The sequence below is a fragment of the Streptomyces sp. NPDC020917 genome, assembly GCF_044333795.1.
GTDB lineage: Bacteria > Actinomycetota > Actinomycetes > Streptomycetales > Streptomycetaceae > Actinacidiphila.
The window spans coordinates 145,997-166,028 of record NZ_JBIRRR010000006.1 but is presented as its reverse complement, the minus strand read 5'-3'; the positions used below and the strand labels follow the sequence as shown (position 1 = coordinate 166,028).

Genomic DNA, 20,032 nt, shown 5'->3' with positions numbered 1-20,032 from the left:
CCATGGATCATATCGCGCTCATTCAATGGGCTCAATGGGATCGATGGGCTCGATCGGATCAACCGGCTCCCCGGGTTCCACCGGTTCAGGAACACCCCTGGGGAACCCTCCGTCCTCAGGGTTGCGTCTCGTCCTGCCGCCATCGCCGGGCGGACCGTCCCGGCTCCCGCCGCCCCCGGCGCCGACAACCGGATCGACGTCAGAAAGGCGCGATCCACCGCTCTTGAGCGCCTCGGTTATGTCATAGGAGTGATCACCGTCCATGCGAATGGCCCGCACTCCATCAAGATCGACACCCTGCCTACGGGCCTCGTCCAGAATCTTGTTGGCCTCCTCGGCGCTCAAGCCCTTCAGGTTGAGCACCGCCGCATCCGCCTGCCTCGACTTCCCGGCAAGCTGACCCGCCTTGTCTTTGAGCCGCATGATCGCGCCATTGATGTTGGCGTTGGCACGGGTGACGATATCGACCCTCGTCACCTCGACGATTCTTCCTCCCTCCCATCTCACCCGCACCAAGTCGGCCGTGCGAGCGCCGGGTCGCCGCAGCACGGGGAGATACTGAACTCCGTCGCCACCGTTCTCCGCATACTTGCCATCGACCTTGAGGCCATTGTTCAGGTAGTCGAGCACTTCTCTCTCGGACGGATTCGTATTGATCTCGCGGTCACTGATCCGATAGTCCTGGCCACCATACGTAAGCAACCGGTCGCCGGAGAGCGACTTGTCGGGCTCGCTCAACGTGGCAACAGTGCCGGGAATGCCTTCAACCGATGTCGGCGTCGCCGCGGCCAGCGCATTTGCCTCCTGCGCCTGGACGGCCACGTCCGAGGTGAGGACCGGGCCGACCGAGCGGGCCGGGAGCACCAGGCGGAAATGCCCACCGGCCAGCGCGAAAGCATTTCCGACGACCGTCACGTGCCGGTCGGTCTCGTAGATCCGACTCAGCAGGCTGCTCACTTCGATGCCAATCGTGTCCGACTGGCGATGAGAACCGGTCAATCCATAGATGTCGTTCCCGAAGTCCACAGCCCCAGTCTGGTATGCGACGATGTACTGGTTGAAGGCTCCTCGGACCCATGCCGCCAACTCTCCGATAGCACTGGTGGCCTGGACCGAGTACTCAAGCAACTTTTCAGGCGTGGCAGAGGCGTGTCCCATTGCGCGCCTCTCAATGTTTTTCAGAGCGGGCCCTGAGGGCCGATTCCGTCGCCGCATCGACCTGAGACTTCAATCTCATCGCCTCTGTGGCGAAGTGCGCGAGCGCGGCTTGCTCCGCATCGAAGTGATCTCGAAAGTCATTCCAGTTCTGCCCACGCCAGGGCACCGATGCGGGCGGCATGTCAGGGCAATCAAGGTCTGCCGCCCGCAACTTCGAACGAAGCCTGGCCACGTCGTGCAGCCTGGTGCTGAGGTACTTCAGAGCCCAGCTGAGGTCTTCCGCAGCAGCGAAGTTGTACCTGACGTCTTTACGTGGATGCGCCACAGGCCACCGTCCCTCCCGGAGAGTCATCCCGTCAGCTCACGCTCGTGCTCTCCTCCTCGGCTCCCGGGCCGAGTCAGCCGAGTGTCCCGCGGCCCCTGCCGTCAGTCATCGGCACCGAGCGCACAGGAGTTGATCGCTGGTGCAATCCCAGGACGCGGCCGTCCCGGCAGTCGCGTACTTCCCCGCGCCCCTCGGCCTCCGGAGCGCCCCTCGGGCGATTGCCGACCTGCAACCACCACCGCGGCCAGACCGCACTCGGCGGCCGGCCACCCATCAGGCGCGTCAACAACTTTGCAGGTCAACGCATCTAGGGCGCATTGCGAACGTGCCGGTAAACGCTGCTCATCACGGTGACCGGCGACTGAGCCGAGACGTCCGCATCCGTACAGGCCTCCAGGGGCTCGCGGCGCTCACCGGTGGGCCTGGTTTGTCCCTTTATGGTGGGGCGATGACGAGTGCGCCGGTTCCCGGGAGGCAGCCCGGGGGCGATGAGGGGGGTCACCCTGGTCGGACGGACTACGCGGGCGCGGTCTACGGGTCGCTGCTCGCGGCGTCCGTCGTGGCCACCGCAGGCGCGGTCGGCGACTTCCCGCGGCTCCAGCTGATCGTGCTGCTGCTGGTCACCGGCCTGGTCTTCTGGGTGGCGCACGTGTACGCGCACCTCGCCGGCGAGCGCATCCTCGGCAGGCCGGTCGACCGCCGGGAGATGCGGCGCGTCGCCGGGCACGAGTGGTCCATCGTGGAAGCGGCGGTGCTGCCCGCGGTGGCGGTGGCGATCAGCCCGCTGTTCGGCCTCGGCCTGCCGGGCACCGCCTGGCTGGCACTCGGCGTCGCCACCGCCCAGCAGGTCGCCTGGGCGACCCTCGGCGCGGTCCGCGCGGGCGCGTCCCGCCGGTTCGCCGTCGGCGAGGGCATCGCCAACCTGCTGCTCGGCCTGATCATCGTGGCCGCGAAGGCCGCGCTGGCACACTGACTTCCGCCCGCGCAAGCTCCCGCCCGACCGCCCCCGCCGCCCGCGCTCGCTCCCGTCAGTTCCCCCGGTCCTCGGCCTTCTTGCGGCCGCCCTGCTTCCGGTTGGCGCGCCAGCGCGAACGGGTCTGTTCGACGATGCTGTCCCACTGCCGGCGCACCTCGTCGTCGGACGGGCGCCGGCCCTGGCGGATGCGGTCGAGTTCGTCGCGGACCTCCCGGCCCAGCGCCGCCGACACGACGATGACGAGCATGGCGCCGAACAGCGCCGACACGGTTCCGAAGACCGCGCCGGCCGCGCCGTAGCGCGAGGCCTGGGAGTTGAAGAGCGTCGGGAGGTACACGGTCGCGGCCACGGAGTAGGCCGCGGTGAGGACGCCCGCGGTGATCCCGAAGGGGAGCAGGGACCGCACGGTGAGCCGCCTCGCCGAGAGGATCCAGCCGCTCCAGATGAGAAAGGCCCCCGTCAGGGGCGCTTCGCACGCCGCGGCCACCAGCCCGAGCCGGCCCCGGCCCAGGGCGGCGACGAGCGCGCCGGTGGCCGCCGCGTAGCAGGCGAGGCTGACGATCCACCCGAGGCTGTTCCGGGTGTTGCGCACGCTCAGCGGCTTGAGCTCCCAGTTCTGCTCGAACAGCCGCTGGGCGGCCCGCGCGAAGCTCAGCGTCGAGATCGCCAGGAAGATCACGCTGAAGACGCTCACCCCCGCGCTGGCGCCCTCGCCGGAGAACACCGCCCTGACGGCGTCCGCGCCGCCCCCGGTGAGCCCGTAGCGCTGGATGACCTGGTCGGCGATGTCCCCGCCGAGCACCGCGCTGCTCAGGATCAGGAGCGGCGCGAGCCCGGTGAGCGCGCTGGAGGCCAGCGCCATCGAGCGGTCGAAGCCCACGATCTTCTGGAAGCGGTTGATCACGCGCAGCACGAAGGTCGGACGCAGCCAGAACGTCAGCTTCCTGAGCAGGCGTTCGCGGTTGATGCCGGCCGTCCTGTCCTCCGTGCCCTGCGGATCCTGTCGGGGCGCATCAGCCTAGGGGACGCCCGCCACCCCGCCGGGGGCGACACGGGACACGCGGCGGGAACCCTCCGCATGCAGCAGTGCCGGGGACCGTCGCGGGGGCGGTCCGGGCCCGCCCGCCTGTCCGCCGGACAGGGCAGGCGGGCCGGGCGGTCAAGTCGCGGACTCCTCTTCCGCCACCGCGATGGCGATCCCCAGCGCCTCGGTCATGTTGCCCGCGGCCGCCATCACCCGCGCGGTGCCGACGACCGGGGCGATCGCCACCAGCACGTCCTGCAGGTTCTCGGAGGTCAGGCCGCTCTCCATGGCGGGACCGAGGTGGGCGCTGTAGGAGATCGCCGGGGCGTCCATCGCGGCCAGGGCCGCGATGCGGGTGAGGATGAGCGTACGGTCGTCCAGGCCACAACGTTCGATCGAGTCGATCGTCATGGCGGCGAGGGTGTCGAGCACAGGGGTACCCGTGGGAGTGGCCATGGTGGAGTCACCTCTTCTGCGGTTCGCGGCCGCATGCACCATCGGCGCACATGTCGGCCGGCAACGCGCCATCAACGTGCCCTTCCACGGTAAGTCCAAGGTCCGCGCGCACGCATTCCGTGGCCCCTCGCCGCCCGTCCCACCTTCCGGCGGGCACCCCTCGGCGATCACCGTGCGACGACCGCCCTCCGCACCAGATCGAGGTAGCGGTCCCAGTCCCAGTTGGCGCCGGGGTCGGTGCAGGTGGTGCCGGGCACCTCGTGGTGACCCCGGATGTGGGCCCGGTCCAGGGGGATCGCATGGCGCGCGCACACCGCCGCGGTGAGCGCCGCGGACGACGCGTACATCGCCTCGGTGAACCAGGCGGTGGAGTCGACCCAGCCCTCGTGCGTGATGCCGATGCTGCGGGCGTCGTCGTCGGGACTGCCGGTGTGCCAGGCGACGTCCTTCTCCCGTACGCACTGGGCGATGCGGCCGTCCGCCGAGCCCACCAGATAGTGGGCCGAGGTCCTCCGGCCGGGGCTCTGGAAGAGCGCGACGGCGTCGGCGAAGTGCTCCTGGGTGACGTGGACGACCACGGATTCGACCGGGTGGCTCCGAGGGCGCCGCGCGGTGCGGTAGTTGGCGGGATCGGCGGGCAGCCACTGCGCGCCCGGGTGGTCGACGGTGGCGGCGGAAGGGCCGGTGCCGGCCGCCGAGGCGGGTCCGGCGGTGAGTGCCGTGGCGGCGGCCGGCGCGAGGGTGACGGCGGCGGCGCCGCGCAGGACCGTACGGCGGGACGGCGGGGCCTGCCGGTCGCCGCCGCTACGGGGGACCGGTGCGGTCATGCTCGGTCCTCCTCCGCGGTCCGGTACCAGTTGTGCCGGGCGAGCAGGGGCTCGTAGACGCCCTTGGGCAGGTCGTCGGTGAGGCGGACCGACCAGCGCTGCAACCGCTGCGTGAGGTCGGCCTTCACCTTGCGCAGGCTCGGGTCGTCCCAGCGGTTGTGCAGCTCCATCGGGTCCTTCTCCACGTCGTACAGCTCACCGGCGTCGCCGACGTGCTCGTACAGCTTCCAGCGGTCGTGCCGGAGCATCCGCGACGAACCGCTCTGGGTGACGCTGTTCAGCTCGTCGTACCGGGTGCCCTCGTAGGGGAAGTGCAGCGGCGGCCGGGCGTCGTCGGGATAGGGCAGGCCGCCGAAGCCGCGCTCGGTGACGATGTCGGCGAACTCCGCGGCCGGGTAGTCGGCACCGGTGAGCATCTGCCACAGGCTGCGGCCCTGGACGCCCAGCGGGATGGGCCGGCCGATCGCCTCGCACACGGTGGGCAGGATGTCGGCGATCGAGACGAAGTCCGTGCTGTTGTCCCGGGCCTGGACGCCGCAGCCGTGCACGATCATCGGGATGTGCGCCAGGACCTCGGGGATGCCGGCGCCCTTGCGCTGCAGGCCGTACTCGGCGGTGTAGTCGCCGTGGTCGGCGAGGAAGATCAGCAGGGTGTTCTCGTACAGGCCCTGCTCCTTCAGATGGTCGACGAGCCGGCGCCACTGGTCGTCGATGAGGCGGAGCATGCCGCAGTAGGTGGCCAGGTAGCGGCGCCAGATGCCGTCGTAGCCGGGCCGCTTCTCCTCCACCAGGTCGCGCAGCCACTTGTAGGCGCCGCCCTTGGCCTCCGCGTCCGCAGGACCGGAGACCCGGTCGGGGATCGTGTCCTCGCCGAACATCGAGAAGTACGGCTCCGACACCTGGTACGGGTTGTGCGGCTCGGGCGTGGAGACGAACGCGAAGAACGGCTTGGCGGGGTCCCGGGCGTCTATCTGCGCGATGGCGTCCGAGACGATCCGGTACGGGTACTGCTGCTCCGCGGGGAACGGGGTGGGCGCGGTCGTCGGGCCCATGTCGATGGAGTTCAGCCAGGCGGTGAAGGCCCGCTGCTCGGTGGTGGTGTCCGGCCCCTTCGTGTGCCCGTACTCGGAGAAGGCGTCGTACTCCGCCGGCTTGTTCCGGTACATGTGCGTCTTGCCGGAGTAGAACAGCTGGTAGCCGGCACCGCGCAGCACGTCGACCAGGTCGTCGCCGCGCGACACCAGCGCCGGGCCGGTGTTGGAGTTCTGCCGGATGCGGTGGGTGCTGGGCCACCTGCCGGTGAGCAGGCTGGTCCGTGCGGGGACGCAGGCCGGTGCGGTGGTGTACGCGCGGCGGAAGCGGGTGCCCTGGGCGGCGAGGGAGTCCAGGAACGGCATCGTGTCGAGGGGGAAGCCCACGCCCTTGGTGAAGTCGGCGCGGACCTGGTCGGACATCGCGAAGACGATGTTCGGAGCGGTCGGGCAGGTCACAGTGTTCCTTCCAGGTGGAGGCCCCGGCTCTGGCGCTGGACGTACAGGCGGTCGCCCTGCGGACCGGTCCACGCCGGGCACCGCGGCGTCGGCGATCCGCGCCGGGTCGGCCCAGTAGCCGAAGTTCGGGTTGCGGAAGAAGGTCGCCCACAACCGGCCGCCGGCGTCCGCGAAGACGTTGGTGTGGCCGGCGCCCACCCCCAGGGGCCAGCGGTGGGAGTACGGGCCCTCGAGGCGGTCGGCGACGGCGGCGACCGTGTCGTACTGGTACTGGGTACGGCCGGGGGCGGCCGTGTCGTAGGCGTACCGGGTGCTGCCGTCGGCCGCCTTCGAGGTGCGGTCCCACGCGGCCTGCAGCAGGAAGTACTTGCCGCCGTGCTTGAAGACGTACACGCCCTCCAGGTAGGGCTCGGGCGCAGCGAGGGGGCGGTCCAGACGAAGATCCCGTCGTTCCAGGGGCCGGCCGTGTCGAGGCCGGGGACGCGGGTGGTGCCGGTGGCGACGTAGAGCGGGCGGCGGCCCGCGATCCTGAAGCAGTTGACGTAGAAGTCGCGCATCCAGACCCGGCCCAGCTCCTCGTCGCGCGGGCGCGGTTCGAGCGGCAGGACGAAGGAGTTGTCCTCCCGGGGCCACAGGTCCGTGCGGGTGTCCGCCAGACCGTAGGGCTGAAGGTCGGGCCAGTTCGACGGGTAGCGCCCGCCCGACGGGGAAGCGGCCAGAGCCGGGGGAGCCGCGGGAGCCGCGCGGGATGCTGCGGCCGCCCGCGCCGCCGGGCCCAGCGCACCGGCGAGACCGGCCGCACCGGCCGCACCTGCCGCACCGGCCGTCCTGGCCATCCCGGACAGCAGCGCCCGCCGGCCGATGGGGGACCCGTTCGGTGAACCGGTGCTCATGGATCGCACTCTCCTTCGCGCTTTCACGCCCAGCGGATTCGATACGCCTTCTCTGAATGGTGCTGAGCCCAGCATGCGAAAGCTCGCGGATATTCGTCAACAGGCCGGGGAATTAATCCGGATCGGCCCGGCGAACTGTTTTTCGTCAATGGGTCGGAGATATTGTCCGGACCGGTTCCGGTGCCCATCACCCGGTGGGAGAAGCGTCGTTGGCGCAGCGGAAACCGAGATTCCCGGAGGACGACTCCGGTGTGTTGGAGGAGCGGGCGGCGACCCGGTAGCGATTGCAGTAGGAGTCGTGGCACAGATAGGAACCGCCGCGCAGCACCCGCGTTTCTCCCGATTCCGGGCCCTGCGGGTCCACCGGGGGCGATTCGGCGTAGTAGGAGGGTGAGAACCAGTCGGAGCACCATTCCCAGACGTTGCCGGCGGTGTTCCACAGGCCGTAGCCGTTGGGGCGGTAGGCCCGGACCGGAGCGGTGCCCGGACAGCCGTCCTCGGCGGTGGTGTGGTGGGGGAAGTCCCCCTGCCAGATGTTGCAGCGCCACCGGCCGCCTGGGGTGAGCTCGTCACCCCAGGCATAGCGCCGGCCGGCCAGGCCGCCGCGCGCGGCGTACTCCCATTCGGCCTCGGTGGGAAGGCGCTTGCCCGCCCACCGCGCGTACGCCGCGGCGTCGTTCCACGAGACGTGGACCACCGGGTGGTTCTGCCGCTCGGCGATCCCGGAACGCGCGCCCTCGGGACGGCGCCAGCAGGCGCCCCGGACGTTGATCCACCACGGAGTCCCGGCCGCCGAGCCCAGGATGTCCGCGGAGGGGGCGGCGACCACGAGGTGGAACACCGCGGACGAGCCGTAGCGCTCCGCGTCCGTCACATGGCCCGTCGCCTTCACGAACGTGGCGAACCGGGCGTTGGTCACGGCGGTCTCGTCGATGTGGAAGGGCGGCAGGCGTACCGGGTGGACGGGAGTCTCGCCGTCGGCCCGGTAGCCCTCGCCGAAGGCGTCACCCATCGCGAACTCGCCGCCGTCCAGCCGGATCTGGCCGCGGGTGGAGCGGCCGGCGGCGACCGGGCCCGGCGCCGCCGGCACCGGTGAGGTGACGGCCGGTGGAGCGGCTGCCCCCGGGGCGCAGCAGGAGCCGTGTTCGCGTGTCATGGGTCCGTCCCCTCGCCTCGGGTGCCGCCGGCCGGCGGCCCGCCCCCTCCGCGGGCCACCGGCGAACGGCCGGGCGGGCCGGGCCGGACCGGCGCACCGCGGCTCCGGCCCGCGCCGCCCGCTACTTCTGGTAGGTCGACTCGTCGAGCCCGCTCAGCGTCGGGTCGTGACCCACCTCGCCGACGTCGTACATCGACGTCATCCAGTGGTAGAAGTTGTCGCCGCGTTCCCGCAGCACGGAGTACAGGCGGCGCATCATCCGCGAGCGGACCTCCGCCTGCTCCGGATGGCCGTACACGTTCTGCAGCTCGTCCGGATCGGTCCGCAGGTCGTACAGCTCGTTGACCGAGTCCGGATTGACCACGAGCTTGTACCGGTCCTCGCGCAACATGCGCTGCGGGTAAGGGAAGTGGTGGCCGTGGAACTCGCAGACGATGTCGTCGCTCCACTCCACGTCCTCGCCGCGTGCCAGCGGCAGCAGGCTGCGCGAGTCGACCGCGGGCTTCGGGTCGAGGCCCGCCAGTTCGAGGATGGTCGCGGTGCAGTCGAGCAGGCTGACGAACTCCGAGCGCACGACGCCGCCGGGAGCGCCGGGGACGCGCAGCAGCCCCGGCGTCCGGTAGGTGTCCTCGTACATCGCGGGACCCTTGTCGTGCAGCCGGTGCGAACCGGTGAACTCGCCGTGGTCGCAGGTGAAGAACACCGCCGTGTCGTCCACCAGGCCGAGCCGTTCCATGGCCGCCATGACCCGGCCGATCTGCCGGTCGATCAGCGCCACGTAGCCCCAGTAGACCGCGATGAGCTTGCGGGTCGTCTCGATCGGCATCGTGTCGAACGTCCAGTGCGCGCTGTAGTTGCGCTGGACCGGCGGCTTGCCCTCGAAGGTCTCCGCGATGGACCGCGGAAGTTCGACGTCCGCGGGGTCGACGAGGTCGAAGTACTCGTCGGGGAGGATGTACGGCAGGTGCGGCCCGAAGAAGTGCAGCGCGAGGAAGAACGGCTGCTCCCTTTGGTGGAAGTCGGCCGCGTACTCCTCGAGTTGCTCGATGGCGCGGGTGGCCAGGTAGTGCTCGAAGGTCGCCTCGACCGGCTGGTGCAGCCTGGCGGCCAGCAGGTTGCCGGGGCCGCCGTTGGGCAGGGTGCCGCGGACCCGGTCGCTGATCCGGTACGGCGGCAGCCCGCGCTCGGCGAGGTAGGCGAGGTAGTCGGGGTTGTCCACCGGGTTGTGCCAGCCCGGCAGGTCGGGGCCGTCGAAGCCGTAGTCGGCGGCGGTCCGCAGGTTCCCCGCGTGCCACTTGCCGAACAGGCCGCAGTTGTAGCCGCCGTCCCGCAGCGCCCGGGAGAAGGTGAACTGGCCGGCGGGCAGGTCCTCCAGGTAGCCGACGTTGCGCTCGTGGTTGGCCAGCACCTTGTGGCGGAAGGGTGCTTGTCCGGTCAGCAGGCTGGCCCGGGCCGGAGTGCAGATCGCCGTGGGGGTGTACCAGCGGTCGAAACGGGTTCCGGTGGCGGCGAGTTCGTCGAGCACGGGGGTGTGCCCCATGGGGTTGCCGTACGCGCCGAGGGTGTCCGTCCGGTGCTGGTCGGTCATGAGGAAGAGGATGTTCTTCCCGGAGGATGCGGCCTGCGTCACTGACCGGCCCCCGTGAAGAGGTCGCCGGTGTAGTAGGTCTTCGGGTCCACGGACTGCTTGAGCTTGCCCGCACCGACGAAGTAGTCGTCCATGCCCTTCAGCCACTTGTCGATGGTGCCGTTCTTCGTCAGCGTGTCGAGTTCGCCGACGTCCAGCAGCTTATTGTTGGCGGCGTCGGCCTTGACCTGGTCCACCGGGATGCCGAGCTTGCTTGCGGTGATGCTGATGGCCTCGTCGGTGTGGGCGGAGCGGAACGCGATGGCGTCACGCAGGACGGCGAGGACCTTCTTGACCTTGTCCGGGTGGTCGGCCACCAGCTTGTTGCCGGCCACGAACGCGGTGGGGAAGGACACGGTGTCCGCGAAGTCGCTGTCCTTGGCGAGCTCGACCAGATCCGGCACCTGCTTCTTGATCGTGGCGGTCGCGGGGTACCAGAAGCCCGCCGCGTCGACCTTCTTGGAGGAGAACGCGGCCACGATCGTCGACGGGTCCATGGGGACCAGCTTCACGTCGTCCTTGGTCATGCCCGCCTTCTTCAGGGCGAGCGTGAGGATCATGTCGCCGGAGGTGCCCTCGGGGACGGCGACCGTCTTTCCCTTGAGCTGCTGCATCGACGTGATGCCCGGCTGGGCGATGACCCGGTCGGCGTTGCCGAGCGTGTTGATCGCGACGACCTTGGCCTGGCCCGAGGCGGGCAGCCACATGGCGCCCGGGCCTATGTAGCCGAAGTCCAGGTTGCCGGTGCCGAGGGCCTGGATCTGCAGCGGGCCGTTGGTGAACACCTTGGTGTCCGCCTTGAGCCCGTGCTTCTTCCACAGGCCCTCCTTGTCGGCGATGGCGATCAGGCTCGCGCCGTTGAAGTCGCCGATGTAGCCGAAGCGCACGGTGCTGCCCGACCCCCCGGCGGAGGACCCGTTGCCGCACGCGGTCAGCAGGGCGGCCACGGCCAGGCCGGCCACGGAGGCGGTGAGGTGTCTGCGAGTGAGGGAGGTCGACACGAGGAGTCCCTTCCAGGTCATGAGCGTGCGGATGCGGAGGCGGAAGGGACCGCCGTGCGGCCTTCCTGGTGGTAGACGGAGTGCCACACCCGGTTGCGCAGGGCGGCGAACCGGGCGCTGAGGCGGAACTCCTCGGTGCGCTCGATGGCGGGGTCGACGTCGATGACGTCGTAGACGCGCCCGGGGCGGGCCGCCATGACGATCACCCGGTTCGCCAGGAACACGGCCTCGTCGACGTCGTGGGTGATGAACAGAACGGTGCGCTTGTCCCGGCTCCAGGTGTGCAGCAGCTGCTCCTGGAGCTTGACCCGGGTCAGCGCGTCGAGGGCCCCGAACGGCTCGTCCATCAGCAGGATGGAGGGGTCGACGGCGTAGGCGCGGGCGATGGCGCAGCGCTGCCGCATGCCCCCGGACAGGGTCTTGGGGAGCGCGTCGGCGAACCGCTCCAGCCCCACCAGCTCGATGAAGTACTCAGCCCGGCTGCGTCGTTCACGCTTGGGCACGCGAGTGGTCCGCAGGCCGAACTCCACGTTCTGGCGGACCGTCAGCCAGGGGAACAGGGCGTACTGCTGGAAGATCACGCCCCGTTCAGGTCCCGGCCCGGAGACCGGGGCGCCGTCCACCAGGGCGCGGCCCGCGGTGGGCGTCTCCAGTCCGGCGAGGATGTTCATCAGGGTGCTCTTGCCGCAGCCCGAGGGGCCGACGACGGTGACGAACTCGTGGTCCGCGATGTCGAGCGAGACCTTGTCCAGCGCGGTGAAGGTCTCGCGGCCCAGCTCGAACGTCTTGGTGACGTCCTGCACGGAGATCTTGGCCGTCTCGGTGGTCATCGGCGCTCCTGCCATCCGGTGAGCTTGCGTTCTGCGAGAAGGAGGGCACGGTCCATGAGCAGACCGAGGATCCCGATGGAGATCAGTCCGACGAAGATGGTGGGGAGGTCGTAGTAGAGCTGGGCGTTCTGGATGCGGTACCCCAGGCCCTTCTGGGCGGCGATGAGTTCGGCGGCGACCAGCGTGGCCCACGCGGAGCCGAGGCCGACCCGCATGCCGACGAGGATGAACGGGGTGGAGGCCGGCACCACGACGCGGGCGAAGATCGTCAGGTCGTTCGCGCCCAGCACCCGGGCGGCGTTGATGAGCGTCCGGTCGACGCTGACCACGCCCTGGTAGGTCGCGACCACGCACGCCAGGAACGCGGCGAGGAAGATGACGAAGATCTTCGGGGTCTCGTCGATGCCCATGATGACGACGGCCAGCGGGATGATCGCCAGCGGCGGGATGGTGCGGAAGAACTGGATCCAGGGTTCGATCAGGCCGCGCAGGATGTCGTACCAGCCCATCAGGAACCCGACCGGGACGGCGGCCGCGGTGCCGAGCGCGAAGCCGATGAGCACCCGGGTCAGGCTGGCGCGGACGTCGCCGGCGAGCGTCCCGTTGCTGATCAGCGTCCCGGCGCGGGAGACGACCTGGGGCGGCGTCGGCAGCGTGAAGCCCGCGGCCGCCAGCACCCACCACAGCCCGATGCCCAGCAGCACGGACACGGCGTTCAGGACCAGGAACAGCCCGCGCCTGCGGGCCGGTTCACGACTCCGGACGATCTTCGGGCCGCCGTCGGCAGCGGCGCCGGAACCGGCCGGCTGGTCCGGCGCCGTGCCGGCGACGGGGTCCCGCTCTTCGGCGCCCTGCTGGTCAAGAACGGACATGGGCGGCTCTTTCTGGGGTCGGGTCGGATCCATCGGAACGGTCCTTCACGTCGGCGGTCTCTGGGTACTTCGCCAGAAGGGGGGAGTTGTGGAAGACGGCGGCGAGCGCGCCGAGCGCGCCGTCCTCGTCGGAGAGCCGCGCGGCCTCGACGACGGGACCGGCCGCCGCGATCGGGAAGAGCTCGCCGGCGAGCGTGGCGGACACCTGCTCCACCATCACCGGTGAGAGCCGGGCGATCTCTCCGCCGATGACCACCTTCGCCGGGTTCAGCACCATCGTCGCGGCCCCCAGCACGCGTCCCAGTGCCGCGGCCGCCTCCCGCACCACCCGTTCCGCGACGGGGTGCTGGCGGGAGAGGGCGTCCGCGAGGGCCTCGGGGCCGTCCAGGCGCAGCCCGAACTCCCAGCAGGTGGCGAGGATTCCGGGGACCGAGGCGACGGTCTCCAGACAGCCGCGCTTGCCGCACCGGCACGGACGGCCCACCGGTTCGACGGTCACATGCCCGAGTTCGCCCGCCAGCCCGGTGGAGCCGGTGACCAGTTGGCCGCCGATGACGAGCCCGCCGCCGACACCGTCCGCCAGGCGTACGTACAGCAGGTCGGCGACGCTGCCGGCGCCGGTGATCGCCTCGGCGAGGGCGGCCAGGCGGGTGTTGTTGTCGACGATCACAGGCGCGTCGAAGCGTTCGGCGAAGGCCACGTCGACGCCTTCCGGGGCCGGGCGCAGGATCGGCGCCCCGGGGTTGGCGGGCGGCCAGGCAGCCCCCTCGGGCGCCGGGTAGGGGCCCGGGACGCCGATGCCGATCCCCTGAAGTGCCCCGTAGCGGACGCCGGCTTGGGAGCCCAGCCGGTCGACGAGCGCGAGGGCGAGCTCGGTGCGGGTCTGCCACGGCGCCGTGTCGGCGTACCGTACGGAGCCCGAGACCATGATCTCGTGGGCGGCGTCGGCAACGGCGACGTGCACCCGCCGGTGCCCGAAGTCGACCCCCATGAACTGCGCCGACGCCGGGTCGAGCGCCAGCCGTTCGGCCGGCCGTCCGCTGCCCCCGCGGATGGCGGCGTCCGTGTCCAGCACGATGATGGCGCCGCGCTGGAGGAGGTTGCCGGTGATCTCGGAGAGGGTCGTGCGGGACAGGCCGACGATCTGGGCGATCTCGCCGCGGCTCATGGCGCCGTTCGCTTGGAGTGCGCGCAGTACGCGGTCCTCATGGGTCCGCCTGACCAGGGCGTGCGCTCCTGTGGGCTTCTGCATGCAGGTCAAGGTAGGAACGCCGAGATATTCCGTCAACACTCCGACAGAAGTAATTGCCGGATCCTTCACATCAGGCGGCGTCGACGACCGGGGGATCGGGGTGCCGCGATCGGCCCGGTCCTCGCCGCTAAACTGCTGTGACCAGCAACGTTGTTCATCCGGACGGTAGTTGGGCGGACCGGCCGATCCTCCGGCCCGGGCCTTCCGGTGCCTGTGGGGGCCGGGGCGGCCGCGATGGGCGGTGCCGGAGTTGTCCGGGAACGCAACTGCCGTTATCCAATCGTGACATGACGAGCGGTCCTTCCCATCGCCCATCTGACGTGGGGAAATGCCATGCCGCCCGGAGTGCCGGCCCGAGGGCGGCGTCCGGATTATTTATCCGGTCTGTTGACCTAATGAGCGGGCCTTTCCAATGCTGTGCGGCATGCCAACCAGGGACGGCCCTCCGAGACATGGCGGATCGGAGCACGAGGCGCTGCTGCTGGAACTGCTGTGCCGGCACGGCCCGCTCAGCCGGAGCGGTCTGCGGGAACTCACCGGATTCTCGAGGACGACCTTGTACGACACGGTCGCGAAGCTCGTGGACGACGGCGCCGTCGTCGTCAGCAGGTACGGCTGCGGCCGGCGCGGCCGGGGCCGGCCGGCGGAGGAACTGACCCTCAGCCCCGGGACGGCAAGGGCGATCCGCTCCGCCCGCATCCCGCACAACGAAGGAGATGTGACTGAATGACCGGCTTTGACAGCAACGGAATGCGCCGGCGGTCCCTGCTGGCCGGCGCCGTCGGCCTGGGAGCGGCTGCCGCACTGCCGATGAGCGCCGCCCAGGCGGATTCCGGGCCGGCGACCGGGGCGTCGATGCGCCGCTACCCGCCCAACTGGCCCGACCTCCAGCCCTACGGCGCCGCCGACACCCGGCTGGACCTGTGGCCCCGCGACGACAACTCCCTCATCCTTCCGCTCGAACTGCGCCCCCGCGACCAGGACCGCGGCGTGGTGTGGGTACGGGACTTCTACGTCAACTGCTTCCAGGAGCACGGCGCTCCCGTCTACGTGGCCACGGGCACCACCCGCGCGCCCGGTCTCGACATCGCCGCCCCGTGGAACGACGGCATCTTCCTGTGGGTCTCCCCGTCCCTCAAGGGACCGTGGCGGCTGATCGACACCACCGGACTGCGGCCGGACGCCGAGAAGGGCAAGGTGTGGTCCCCGGAGTTCGTCGGTGAGAACACCGCCGCGCGCACCGTCGTCGCTCCGTGGCAGGAGTACTGGTACGACGACATGTTCGGCAAGCGCGGCGAGGTCTGGGCGCCGGAGGTGCACCGCTTCGACGGCAAGTGGTACATCGTCGCCTGCATGGGCGACCACTCCCAGAAGGTCGGGTCGTTCATGCTCGTGAGCGAGGGCGGGCTGGAGGGCCCGTACCGGCTGATCGAGGGCAACGTCGACAAGCCCTTCGGCGACTCGTTTATCGGGGGACCGAGCTTCATCAAGCCCGGGGCGTACTTCCACATCGACGGCAGCTTCTTCTCCGAGGGCGACGACGCCTGGCTCGTGCTGCACAACGACCTGTACGCCAGGTTCCGCCCGGACATGGAGGACATCACCACGCCCACGAACCTCCCGGTCTTTCCGCAGGCGCCCTATGCGCCCGAGCCGTACCGCGAGGGCGTGTACGTCTTCAAGCACGGGGGCAAGTACTACCTCTCCCAGGCCGTCTGGGACCGGCAGTACAGCGCGGCCGACGGCAGCACCCAGTACGCCTACAACCGGCTCGGCGCGGCGACCAAGCAGTACCAGTACGACGCGGTCCTCGCCGTCGCCGACCACTTCGAGGGCCCGTACTCGGTGCGCTGGACCGCGGGCGTGGGCCTGGGCCACAACAACTTCTTCACCGACCGCAGCGGGACGCTCTGGTCGACCTTCTTCCGCAACCCGAACCAGGGCTACTGGGCCGACCCCTCCCGCTTCGCCGAGGGCGCCGTCCCCGGCATCGTCCGGATGGAGTGGACCGGCCCGGAGGGCAACCGCGTCTACGTCGAGCGCCGCAACCCCGGCCGCACGATCACCGGCTGACCGCCCCCGCCTGGCGCCGGCGGCGTCACAGCTTGCCGCCGGCCGCCAGGCGCATCAGGTCCGTGGAGAAGTCCACGTCGTCGGTGCTGCGTTCGGCACGGGTGGCATGGCCGCCGAACCGGTGGTCGTAGCCGCTCCACGCGGCGTCGGCGATGGCGGTGCCGACGCCGCTGCGCACCAGCAGGACGAGTTCGGTGGCGGCGCGGGCGATCCGGTGGCCCAGGTCCGCGTCGCCCCAGTCCTCGGGCGCCGCGAACAGGGACGTGGGAGCGGGGATGGCGCGCAGGAAGGCGAACAGCGGCCGCATCTGCTCGTCCACGACCATGGAGTGCCGGGAGGTGCCCGCGGTGGCGGCCAGCACCACCGGCTTGGCGATGAGCAGGTCGTTGTCGAGCAGGTCGGCGAAGGACTTGAACAGCCCGCTGACGCCCGCCTTGTAGACCGGCGTGCTCACGATGAGCGCATCCGCGGAGGCGAGCCGCTCGAACACGCCCTGCAGCCGGTCGCCGGGGTGGCCGGAGACGATCGCCTGCGCGATGTCGACGGCGAGCGGGCCGAGTTCGACGGTGCCGACGGTCGCCGTGCCGCCGGCGTCCTGTATCAGGTCGACCGCCTTCTGCGCCGTGCGGTCGGCGAGCAGGCGGCTCGACGAGGGGTCGCTGACGCCCGCGCTGACGACGACGATGCGGACGGCCGCCTGGCGCTCCGCGGGGTCGTTCGAGTGGAGGGTTGCCACGGTCATCTCGTGCTCCGTTTCTTCACGTTCTTCGTGTTCGTCGTGTTCTTCGGCTCCTGGGTGCCGCTGCCGGCCCTCTCGCCCGCCCGGCCGCCGGCCCGCCCGGCTCCCTCGCGCCGGGCCGAGGCGAGCAGGCCGGTGGTCAGGTCCCGCAGCACCGCCAGGTCGCCCGGCCCGAGCGCCCGGGTCATCGCCTCGGCCACATGGCGCGCCACGGCCCTGCCGACCAGCCGCTGGGCCTCCGCCCCCGCCGGGGTGAGGCGGATCCGGCAGGCTCGCGCGTCGTCCGGGTCGTCCTCGCGCCCGACGAGCCCGCGGGCCTCCAGTCGGATCACCAGCCGGGACATGCCCGGCTGGGTGATCAGCAGGGCGTCGTCGCGCAGTTCGCTGATCCGCAGGCCGCGCGGCGCGTTGGACAGCGCGTGCAGCACGCCGTACTCGCTCGGCAGCAGGTCGCCCCAGATGTCGGCCTCGGTCAGTTCCATGGCGATGGTCGCCTGCGCGCGGTGCAGCGCCTCCCACGCCTCGTTGGCCAGCTTGATGCTGCGGGCCACGGTCACACGACCTGCGGGAAGCGGGCCATGGTGGCCGGGTCGCTGTCCTGGTACGGGGACGCCCCGGACAGGTTGTCGCCGCGGTTCGGGTTCGGGCGCGGCCGGCGCGGCTCGGCGTCGCCGTACTTCGCCCGGACCAGGCTCGCGTGGGTCGGCGCCTCCGGCACCCCCGGCGCACGCCGCGCCGCCATCTCCTTGCGGAGCACCGGGACCACCTCGGTGCCCAGCAGCTCGATCTGCTCGAGCGCCGTCTCCACCGGCAGGGCCAGGCCGTCGACCGCGAACAACTGCCGCTGGTAGTCGCCGAAGCCCGCCTGGAAGGTGAGGACCTTGTCGATGACCTGCTGCGGGCTTCCGACCGTGAGCGGCGTGGAGGCCATGTCGTCCTCGAGCCGGGAGCCGCGGAACACCGGGTAGTTCTCGAAGTACGGGCGGAAGCGTTCGACCGCGTCCTGCGAGCGCTGGGCGATGAACGACATCCCGCCCAGGCCGACGATGGCCTGGGCCGCGGTGCCGTGTCCGTAATGCTCGAAGCGCGCCCGGTAGAAGTCCACCAGCCGCTTGAAGTGGAAGTTCGGGGCGAGGATGTGGTTGGCGAAGAACCCGTTGCCGTAGAACGCGGCCTGTTCGGCGATCTCCGGCGTCCGGATCGAGCCGTGCCAGACGAACGGAGGGACGTCGTCCAGCGGCCGCGGGGTGGAGGTGAAGCCCTGCAAAGCGGTGCGGAACGTGCCCTCCCAGTCGACCACGTCCTCACGCCACAGCCGGTGCAGCAGGTTGTAGTTCTCCAGCGCCAGGGCGACGCCCTGCCGGATGTCCTTGCCGAACCACGGGTAGACCGGCACCGTGTTGCCGCGTCCGACCATGAGGTCAAGCCGGCCCTTCGCGACGTGCTGGAGCATCGCGTAGTCCTCGGCGATCTTCACCGGGTCGTTGGTGGTCATCAGCGTGACCGAGGTGCTCAGCACGATCTGCTCGGTCAGCGCCGCGATGTGCGCCAGCAGTGTGGTCGGCGACGACGGGACGAACGGCGGGTTGTGGTGCTCGCCGAGCGCGAAGACGTCCAGGCCGACCTCGTCCGCCTTCCGCGCGATGCGCACGATGTTGGTGATGCGCTCCGCCTCGCTCTGGGTGTGGCCGGTGACGGGGTCGGGTGCGATGTCACCCACCGTGAAGATCCCGAACTGCATGGTGTCGCCTCTCTCGCTCGCAGCTGTCGTGACGCCAGCCATAACAACATGACTGGGCATGTATTCCTGCGGCCTCCCGCGGGGCTCCCGGCGGCCGCGGTGTCCTGGCGCGGGCAGGGCCGGCCGCCGCGGAAGGCGGTACGGCGTACGGGGCACGGGGCGGTCCGAAAGGGGGTGCCTCCTGGCGTGTCGAGGGGCGCCGCATCGGCCGCTGCCGAGGATCGGTGGCCAGCAGGGCCGCTCCAGCGGAGCGGCCAGGCAGGCGAACACCGTCACCCAGCGAGGAGTGCCATGTCCCAGCAGGACAACATCGCCGCCCAGACCGCCTTCGGCGAAGCCGTGAACAGCGGTGTGCTCGCCGCTCTCGTGGACGTCGTCGCCCCCGGCTCGATCGACCACGACCCCGGACCCGGCCAGGGCCCGGGTCCCGAGGGCTACCAGGCGATGTTCCGGGACCTGCGGCGCGCCTTCCCCGACCTGCATGTAGAGGTCGAGCACCTGGTGGCCACGGACGACGAGCTGGCCTTCGCCTACACGATCACCGGCACCCACCGCGGCGAACTCGCGGGGCACGGGCCGACCGGCAAGCCGGTCCGCTACCGCGGGATGCAGATCAGCCGGTTCGAGAACGGCATGCTCGTCGAGCGCTGGGGCAGCAGCGACGAACTCGGCATGATGCGGCAGCTCGGCCTCGTCTGAGGTCCGCGCGACGGTCAGTGCCCCGCGCTCTGGCCGCCGTCCACATGCGAGATCTCGCCGGTGACGAAGGGCGCCTGCTCCAGGTAGAGGACGGCGCGGACGACGTCGTCGACCTCGCCCATCCTCCGCACCGGGTGGCGCGCTGCCTGGAACCCGTCCGGGTCGGTCGGGTGCATCGGGGTGCGGATCACGCCGAGGGAGACGGCGTTCACCCGGATCCCGCGGGTGGCGTACTCGATCGCCAGCGACCTGGTGACCGCGTTCAGGCCACCCTTGGTCAGGGACGCGAGCGCCCCGGTCACCTCGGCGTCGGCGTTCTCGACCAGGGTCGTCGTCACGTTCACCACGTGTCCGCCGCCGTTACCGGAAAGCATCGCGCCGATCGCGCTGCGCGAGACCTCGAAGAACCCGCGCAGATTCACCCCCGTCACGGTGTCGAAATCCTCGTCGGTGTACTCCGTGAAGGGCTTGGAGACGAAGATCCCGGCATTGTTGACCAGCGTGTCGATGCGGCCGAACCGTTCCATGGCCGCGTCCGCCAGCCGGGCGCCGGCTCCCGGCCGGGCGATGTCCGCGGGAACCGCGACCACGTCCGGATCGCTCGACGGCCGGATCGAGCGGGCGGTCGCGACGACCCCGTACCCGAGCCCGCGGTAGGCCGTGACCAGGCCCTCTCCGATCCCACGCGACGCCCCGGTGATGACGGCGACTTTCCGGGCGGTGTCCATGAGCGGATCCTTCTCCGCGCGCCCGCCCGCGGCGCGCACCTCGGACGGCGTGTCGCGGGAAGGCCACCTGTGCGTTGGCCTCGACGTGATGCGGGACCACGCGGGCTGCGCGAACGTGGAAAGCAGGCCATGGCACCTGCCCGACGAGGAGCCTGGCGATGCCCT

20 protein-coding genes and 1 pseudogene are annotated in these 20,032 nt (G+C 70.7%); 4 read left to right on the top strand and 17 right to left on the bottom strand.

Going from position 1 to position 20,032, the window contains the following annotated elements; genetic code table 11:
* Positions 1–18 precede the first annotated feature (18 nt).
* A complete protein-coding gene (locus ACH4TG_RS15470; RefSeq protein WP_398242777.1) occupies positions 19–1,026 on the bottom strand; it encodes a hypothetical protein in 1,008 nt (335 codons plus the stop codon).
* A gap of 142 nt (positions 1,027–1,168) precedes the next feature.
* Positions 1,169–1,483: a hypothetical protein gene (locus ACH4TG_RS15465; protein ID WP_398242776.1), complete on the bottom strand. Its 315-nt coding sequence runs from the start codon at positions 1,481–1,483 to the stop codon at positions 1,169–1,171.
* 448 nt (positions 1,484–1,931) lie between these two features.
* Here ACH4TG_RS15465 and ACH4TG_RS15460 point away from each other — a divergent pair, with 448 nt between their 5' ends.
* Complete coding sequence (locus ACH4TG_RS15460; RefSeq protein ID WP_398242775.1) at positions 1,932–2,456, top strand: hypothetical protein; 525 nt, start codon at positions 1,932–1,934, stop codon at positions 2,454–2,456.
* A gap of 55 nt (positions 2,457–2,511) precedes the next feature.
* Here ACH4TG_RS15460 and ACH4TG_RS15455 read toward each other — a convergent pair whose 3' ends face one another.
* The 11 genes and pseudogenes from ACH4TG_RS15455 to ACH4TG_RS15405 all read right to left on the bottom strand — a co-directional run bounded on the left by ACH4TG_RS15455 (position 2,512) and on the right by ACH4TG_RS15405 (position 13,887).
* Positions 2,512–3,363 carry a hypothetical protein gene (locus ACH4TG_RS15455; protein ID WP_398242774.1) on the bottom strand — a complete coding sequence of 284 codons (852 nt, stop codon included), beginning with the start codon at positions 3,361–3,363 and terminating at the stop codon, positions 2,512–2,514.
* 255 nt (positions 3,364–3,618) lie between these two features.
* Positions 3,619–3,939: a carboxymuconolactone decarboxylase family protein gene (locus ACH4TG_RS15450; RefSeq protein WP_398242773.1), complete on the bottom strand. Its 321-nt coding sequence runs from the start codon at positions 3,937–3,939 to the stop codon at positions 3,619–3,621.
* Between the two features lie 167 nt (positions 3,940–4,106).
* On the bottom strand, positions 4,107–4,766 hold the full coding sequence (locus tag ACH4TG_RS15445) for an N-acetylmuramoyl-L-alanine amidase (protein WP_398242772.1): 660 nt from the start codon (positions 4,764–4,766) through the stop codon (positions 4,107–4,109).
* Positions 4,763–6,256: a sulfatase-like hydrolase/transferase gene (locus tag ACH4TG_RS15440; protein ID WP_398242771.1), complete on the bottom strand. Its 1,494-nt coding sequence runs from the start codon at positions 6,254–6,256 to the stop codon at positions 4,763–4,765. The genes ACH4TG_RS15445 and ACH4TG_RS15440 overlap by 4 nt, the downstream gene beginning before the upstream one ends.
* A pseudogene (locus ACH4TG_RS15435) lies at positions 6,253–7,092 on the bottom strand (hypothetical protein). The gene ACH4TG_RS15440 and the pseudogene ACH4TG_RS15435 overlap by 4 nt, the downstream one beginning before the upstream one ends.
* A gap of 244 nt (positions 7,093–7,336) precedes the next feature.
* Positions 7,337–8,305 carry a formylglycine-generating enzyme family protein gene (locus ACH4TG_RS15430; RefSeq protein WP_398242770.1) on the bottom strand — a complete coding sequence of 323 codons (969 nt, stop codon included), beginning with the start codon at positions 8,303–8,305 and terminating at the stop codon, positions 7,337–7,339.
* 121 nt (positions 8,306–8,426) lie between these two features.
* Positions 8,427–9,893: a sulfatase-like hydrolase/transferase gene (locus tag ACH4TG_RS15425; RefSeq protein ID WP_398242769.1), complete on the bottom strand. Its 1,467-nt coding sequence runs from the start codon at positions 9,891–9,893 to the stop codon at positions 8,427–8,429.
* A 38-nt stretch (positions 9,894–9,931) separates the two neighbouring features.
* Positions 9,932–10,954, bottom strand: a complete 1,023-nt coding sequence (locus ACH4TG_RS15420) for an aliphatic sulfonate ABC transporter substrate-binding protein (protein ID WP_398242768.1) — start codon at positions 10,952–10,954, stop codon at positions 9,932–9,934.
* Positions 10,951–11,763, bottom strand: coding sequence for an ABC transporter ATP-binding protein (locus tag ACH4TG_RS15415; RefSeq protein WP_398242767.1), 813 nt, complete (start codon positions 11,761–11,763; stop codon positions 10,951–10,953). Before ACH4TG_RS15415 ends, ACH4TG_RS15420 begins: the two co-directional genes overlap by 4 nt.
* Complete coding sequence (locus tag ACH4TG_RS15410; protein ID WP_398242766.1) at positions 11,760–12,635, bottom strand: ABC transporter permease; 876 nt, start codon at positions 12,633–12,635, stop codon at positions 11,760–11,762. The genes ACH4TG_RS15415 and ACH4TG_RS15410 overlap by 4 nt, the downstream gene beginning before the upstream one ends.
* Entirely contained in the window at positions 12,622–13,887 is a 1,266-nt protein-coding gene (locus ACH4TG_RS15405) for an ROK family transcriptional regulator (RefSeq protein ID WP_398242765.1), read from the bottom strand. Before ACH4TG_RS15405 ends, ACH4TG_RS15410 begins: the two co-directional genes overlap by 14 nt.
* A gap of 424 nt (positions 13,888–14,311) precedes the next feature.
* On the opposite strand from ACH4TG_RS15405, the gene ACH4TG_RS15400 reads away from it, so the two are divergent.
* Together ACH4TG_RS15400 and ACH4TG_RS15395 are read left to right on the top strand one after the other, a co-directional pair.
* Positions 14,312–14,617, top strand: a complete 306-nt coding sequence (locus ACH4TG_RS15400) for a hypothetical protein (RefSeq protein WP_398242764.1) — start codon at positions 14,312–14,314, stop codon at positions 14,615–14,617.
* A complete protein-coding gene (locus tag ACH4TG_RS15395) occupies positions 14,614–15,960 on the top strand; it encodes a family 43 glycosylhydrolase (RefSeq protein WP_398242763.1) in 1,347 nt (448 codons plus the stop codon). Before ACH4TG_RS15400 ends, ACH4TG_RS15395 begins: the two co-directional genes overlap by 4 nt.
* Positions 15,961–15,985: 25 nt before the next feature.
* Here the strand turns inward: ACH4TG_RS15395 and ACH4TG_RS15390 are convergent, their stop codons facing one another.
* Genes ACH4TG_RS15390 through ACH4TG_RS15380 form a run of 3 tightly spaced genes read right to left on the bottom strand, consistent with a single transcriptional unit; the run spans position 15,986 to position 18,440 of the window.
* Positions 15,986–16,702 (bottom strand): CE1759 family FMN reductase, encoded by a 717-nt coding sequence (locus ACH4TG_RS15390; protein WP_398242762.1) that lies wholly within the window; start codon positions 16,700–16,702, stop codon positions 15,986–15,988.
* Positions 16,699–17,250 carry a MarR family winged helix-turn-helix transcriptional regulator gene (locus tag ACH4TG_RS15385; protein WP_398242761.1) on the bottom strand — a complete coding sequence of 184 codons (552 nt, stop codon included), beginning with the start codon at positions 17,248–17,250 and terminating at the stop codon, positions 16,699–16,701. The genes ACH4TG_RS15390 and ACH4TG_RS15385 overlap by 4 nt, the downstream gene beginning before the upstream one ends.
* A gap of 2 nt (positions 17,251–17,252) precedes the next feature.
* A complete protein-coding gene (locus ACH4TG_RS15380) occupies positions 17,253–18,440 on the bottom strand; it encodes a CE1758 family FMN-dependent luciferase-like monooxygenase (RefSeq protein ID WP_398242760.1) in 1,188 nt (395 codons plus the stop codon).
* Positions 18,441–18,731: 291 nt separating this feature from the next.
* Here ACH4TG_RS15380 and ACH4TG_RS15375 point away from each other — a divergent pair, with 291 nt between their 5' ends.
* On the top strand, positions 18,732–19,139 hold the full coding sequence (locus ACH4TG_RS15375) for an ester cyclase (protein ID WP_398242759.1): 408 nt from the start codon (positions 18,732–18,734) through the stop codon (positions 19,137–19,139).
* A 14-nt stretch (positions 19,140–19,153) separates the two neighbouring features.
* Here the strand turns inward: ACH4TG_RS15375 and ACH4TG_RS15370 are convergent, their stop codons facing one another.
* Positions 19,154–19,867 (bottom strand): SDR family NAD(P)-dependent oxidoreductase, encoded by a 714-nt coding sequence (locus tag ACH4TG_RS15370; protein ID WP_398242757.1) that lies wholly within the window; start codon positions 19,865–19,867, stop codon positions 19,154–19,156.
* Positions 19,868–20,032 lie beyond the last annotated feature (165 nt).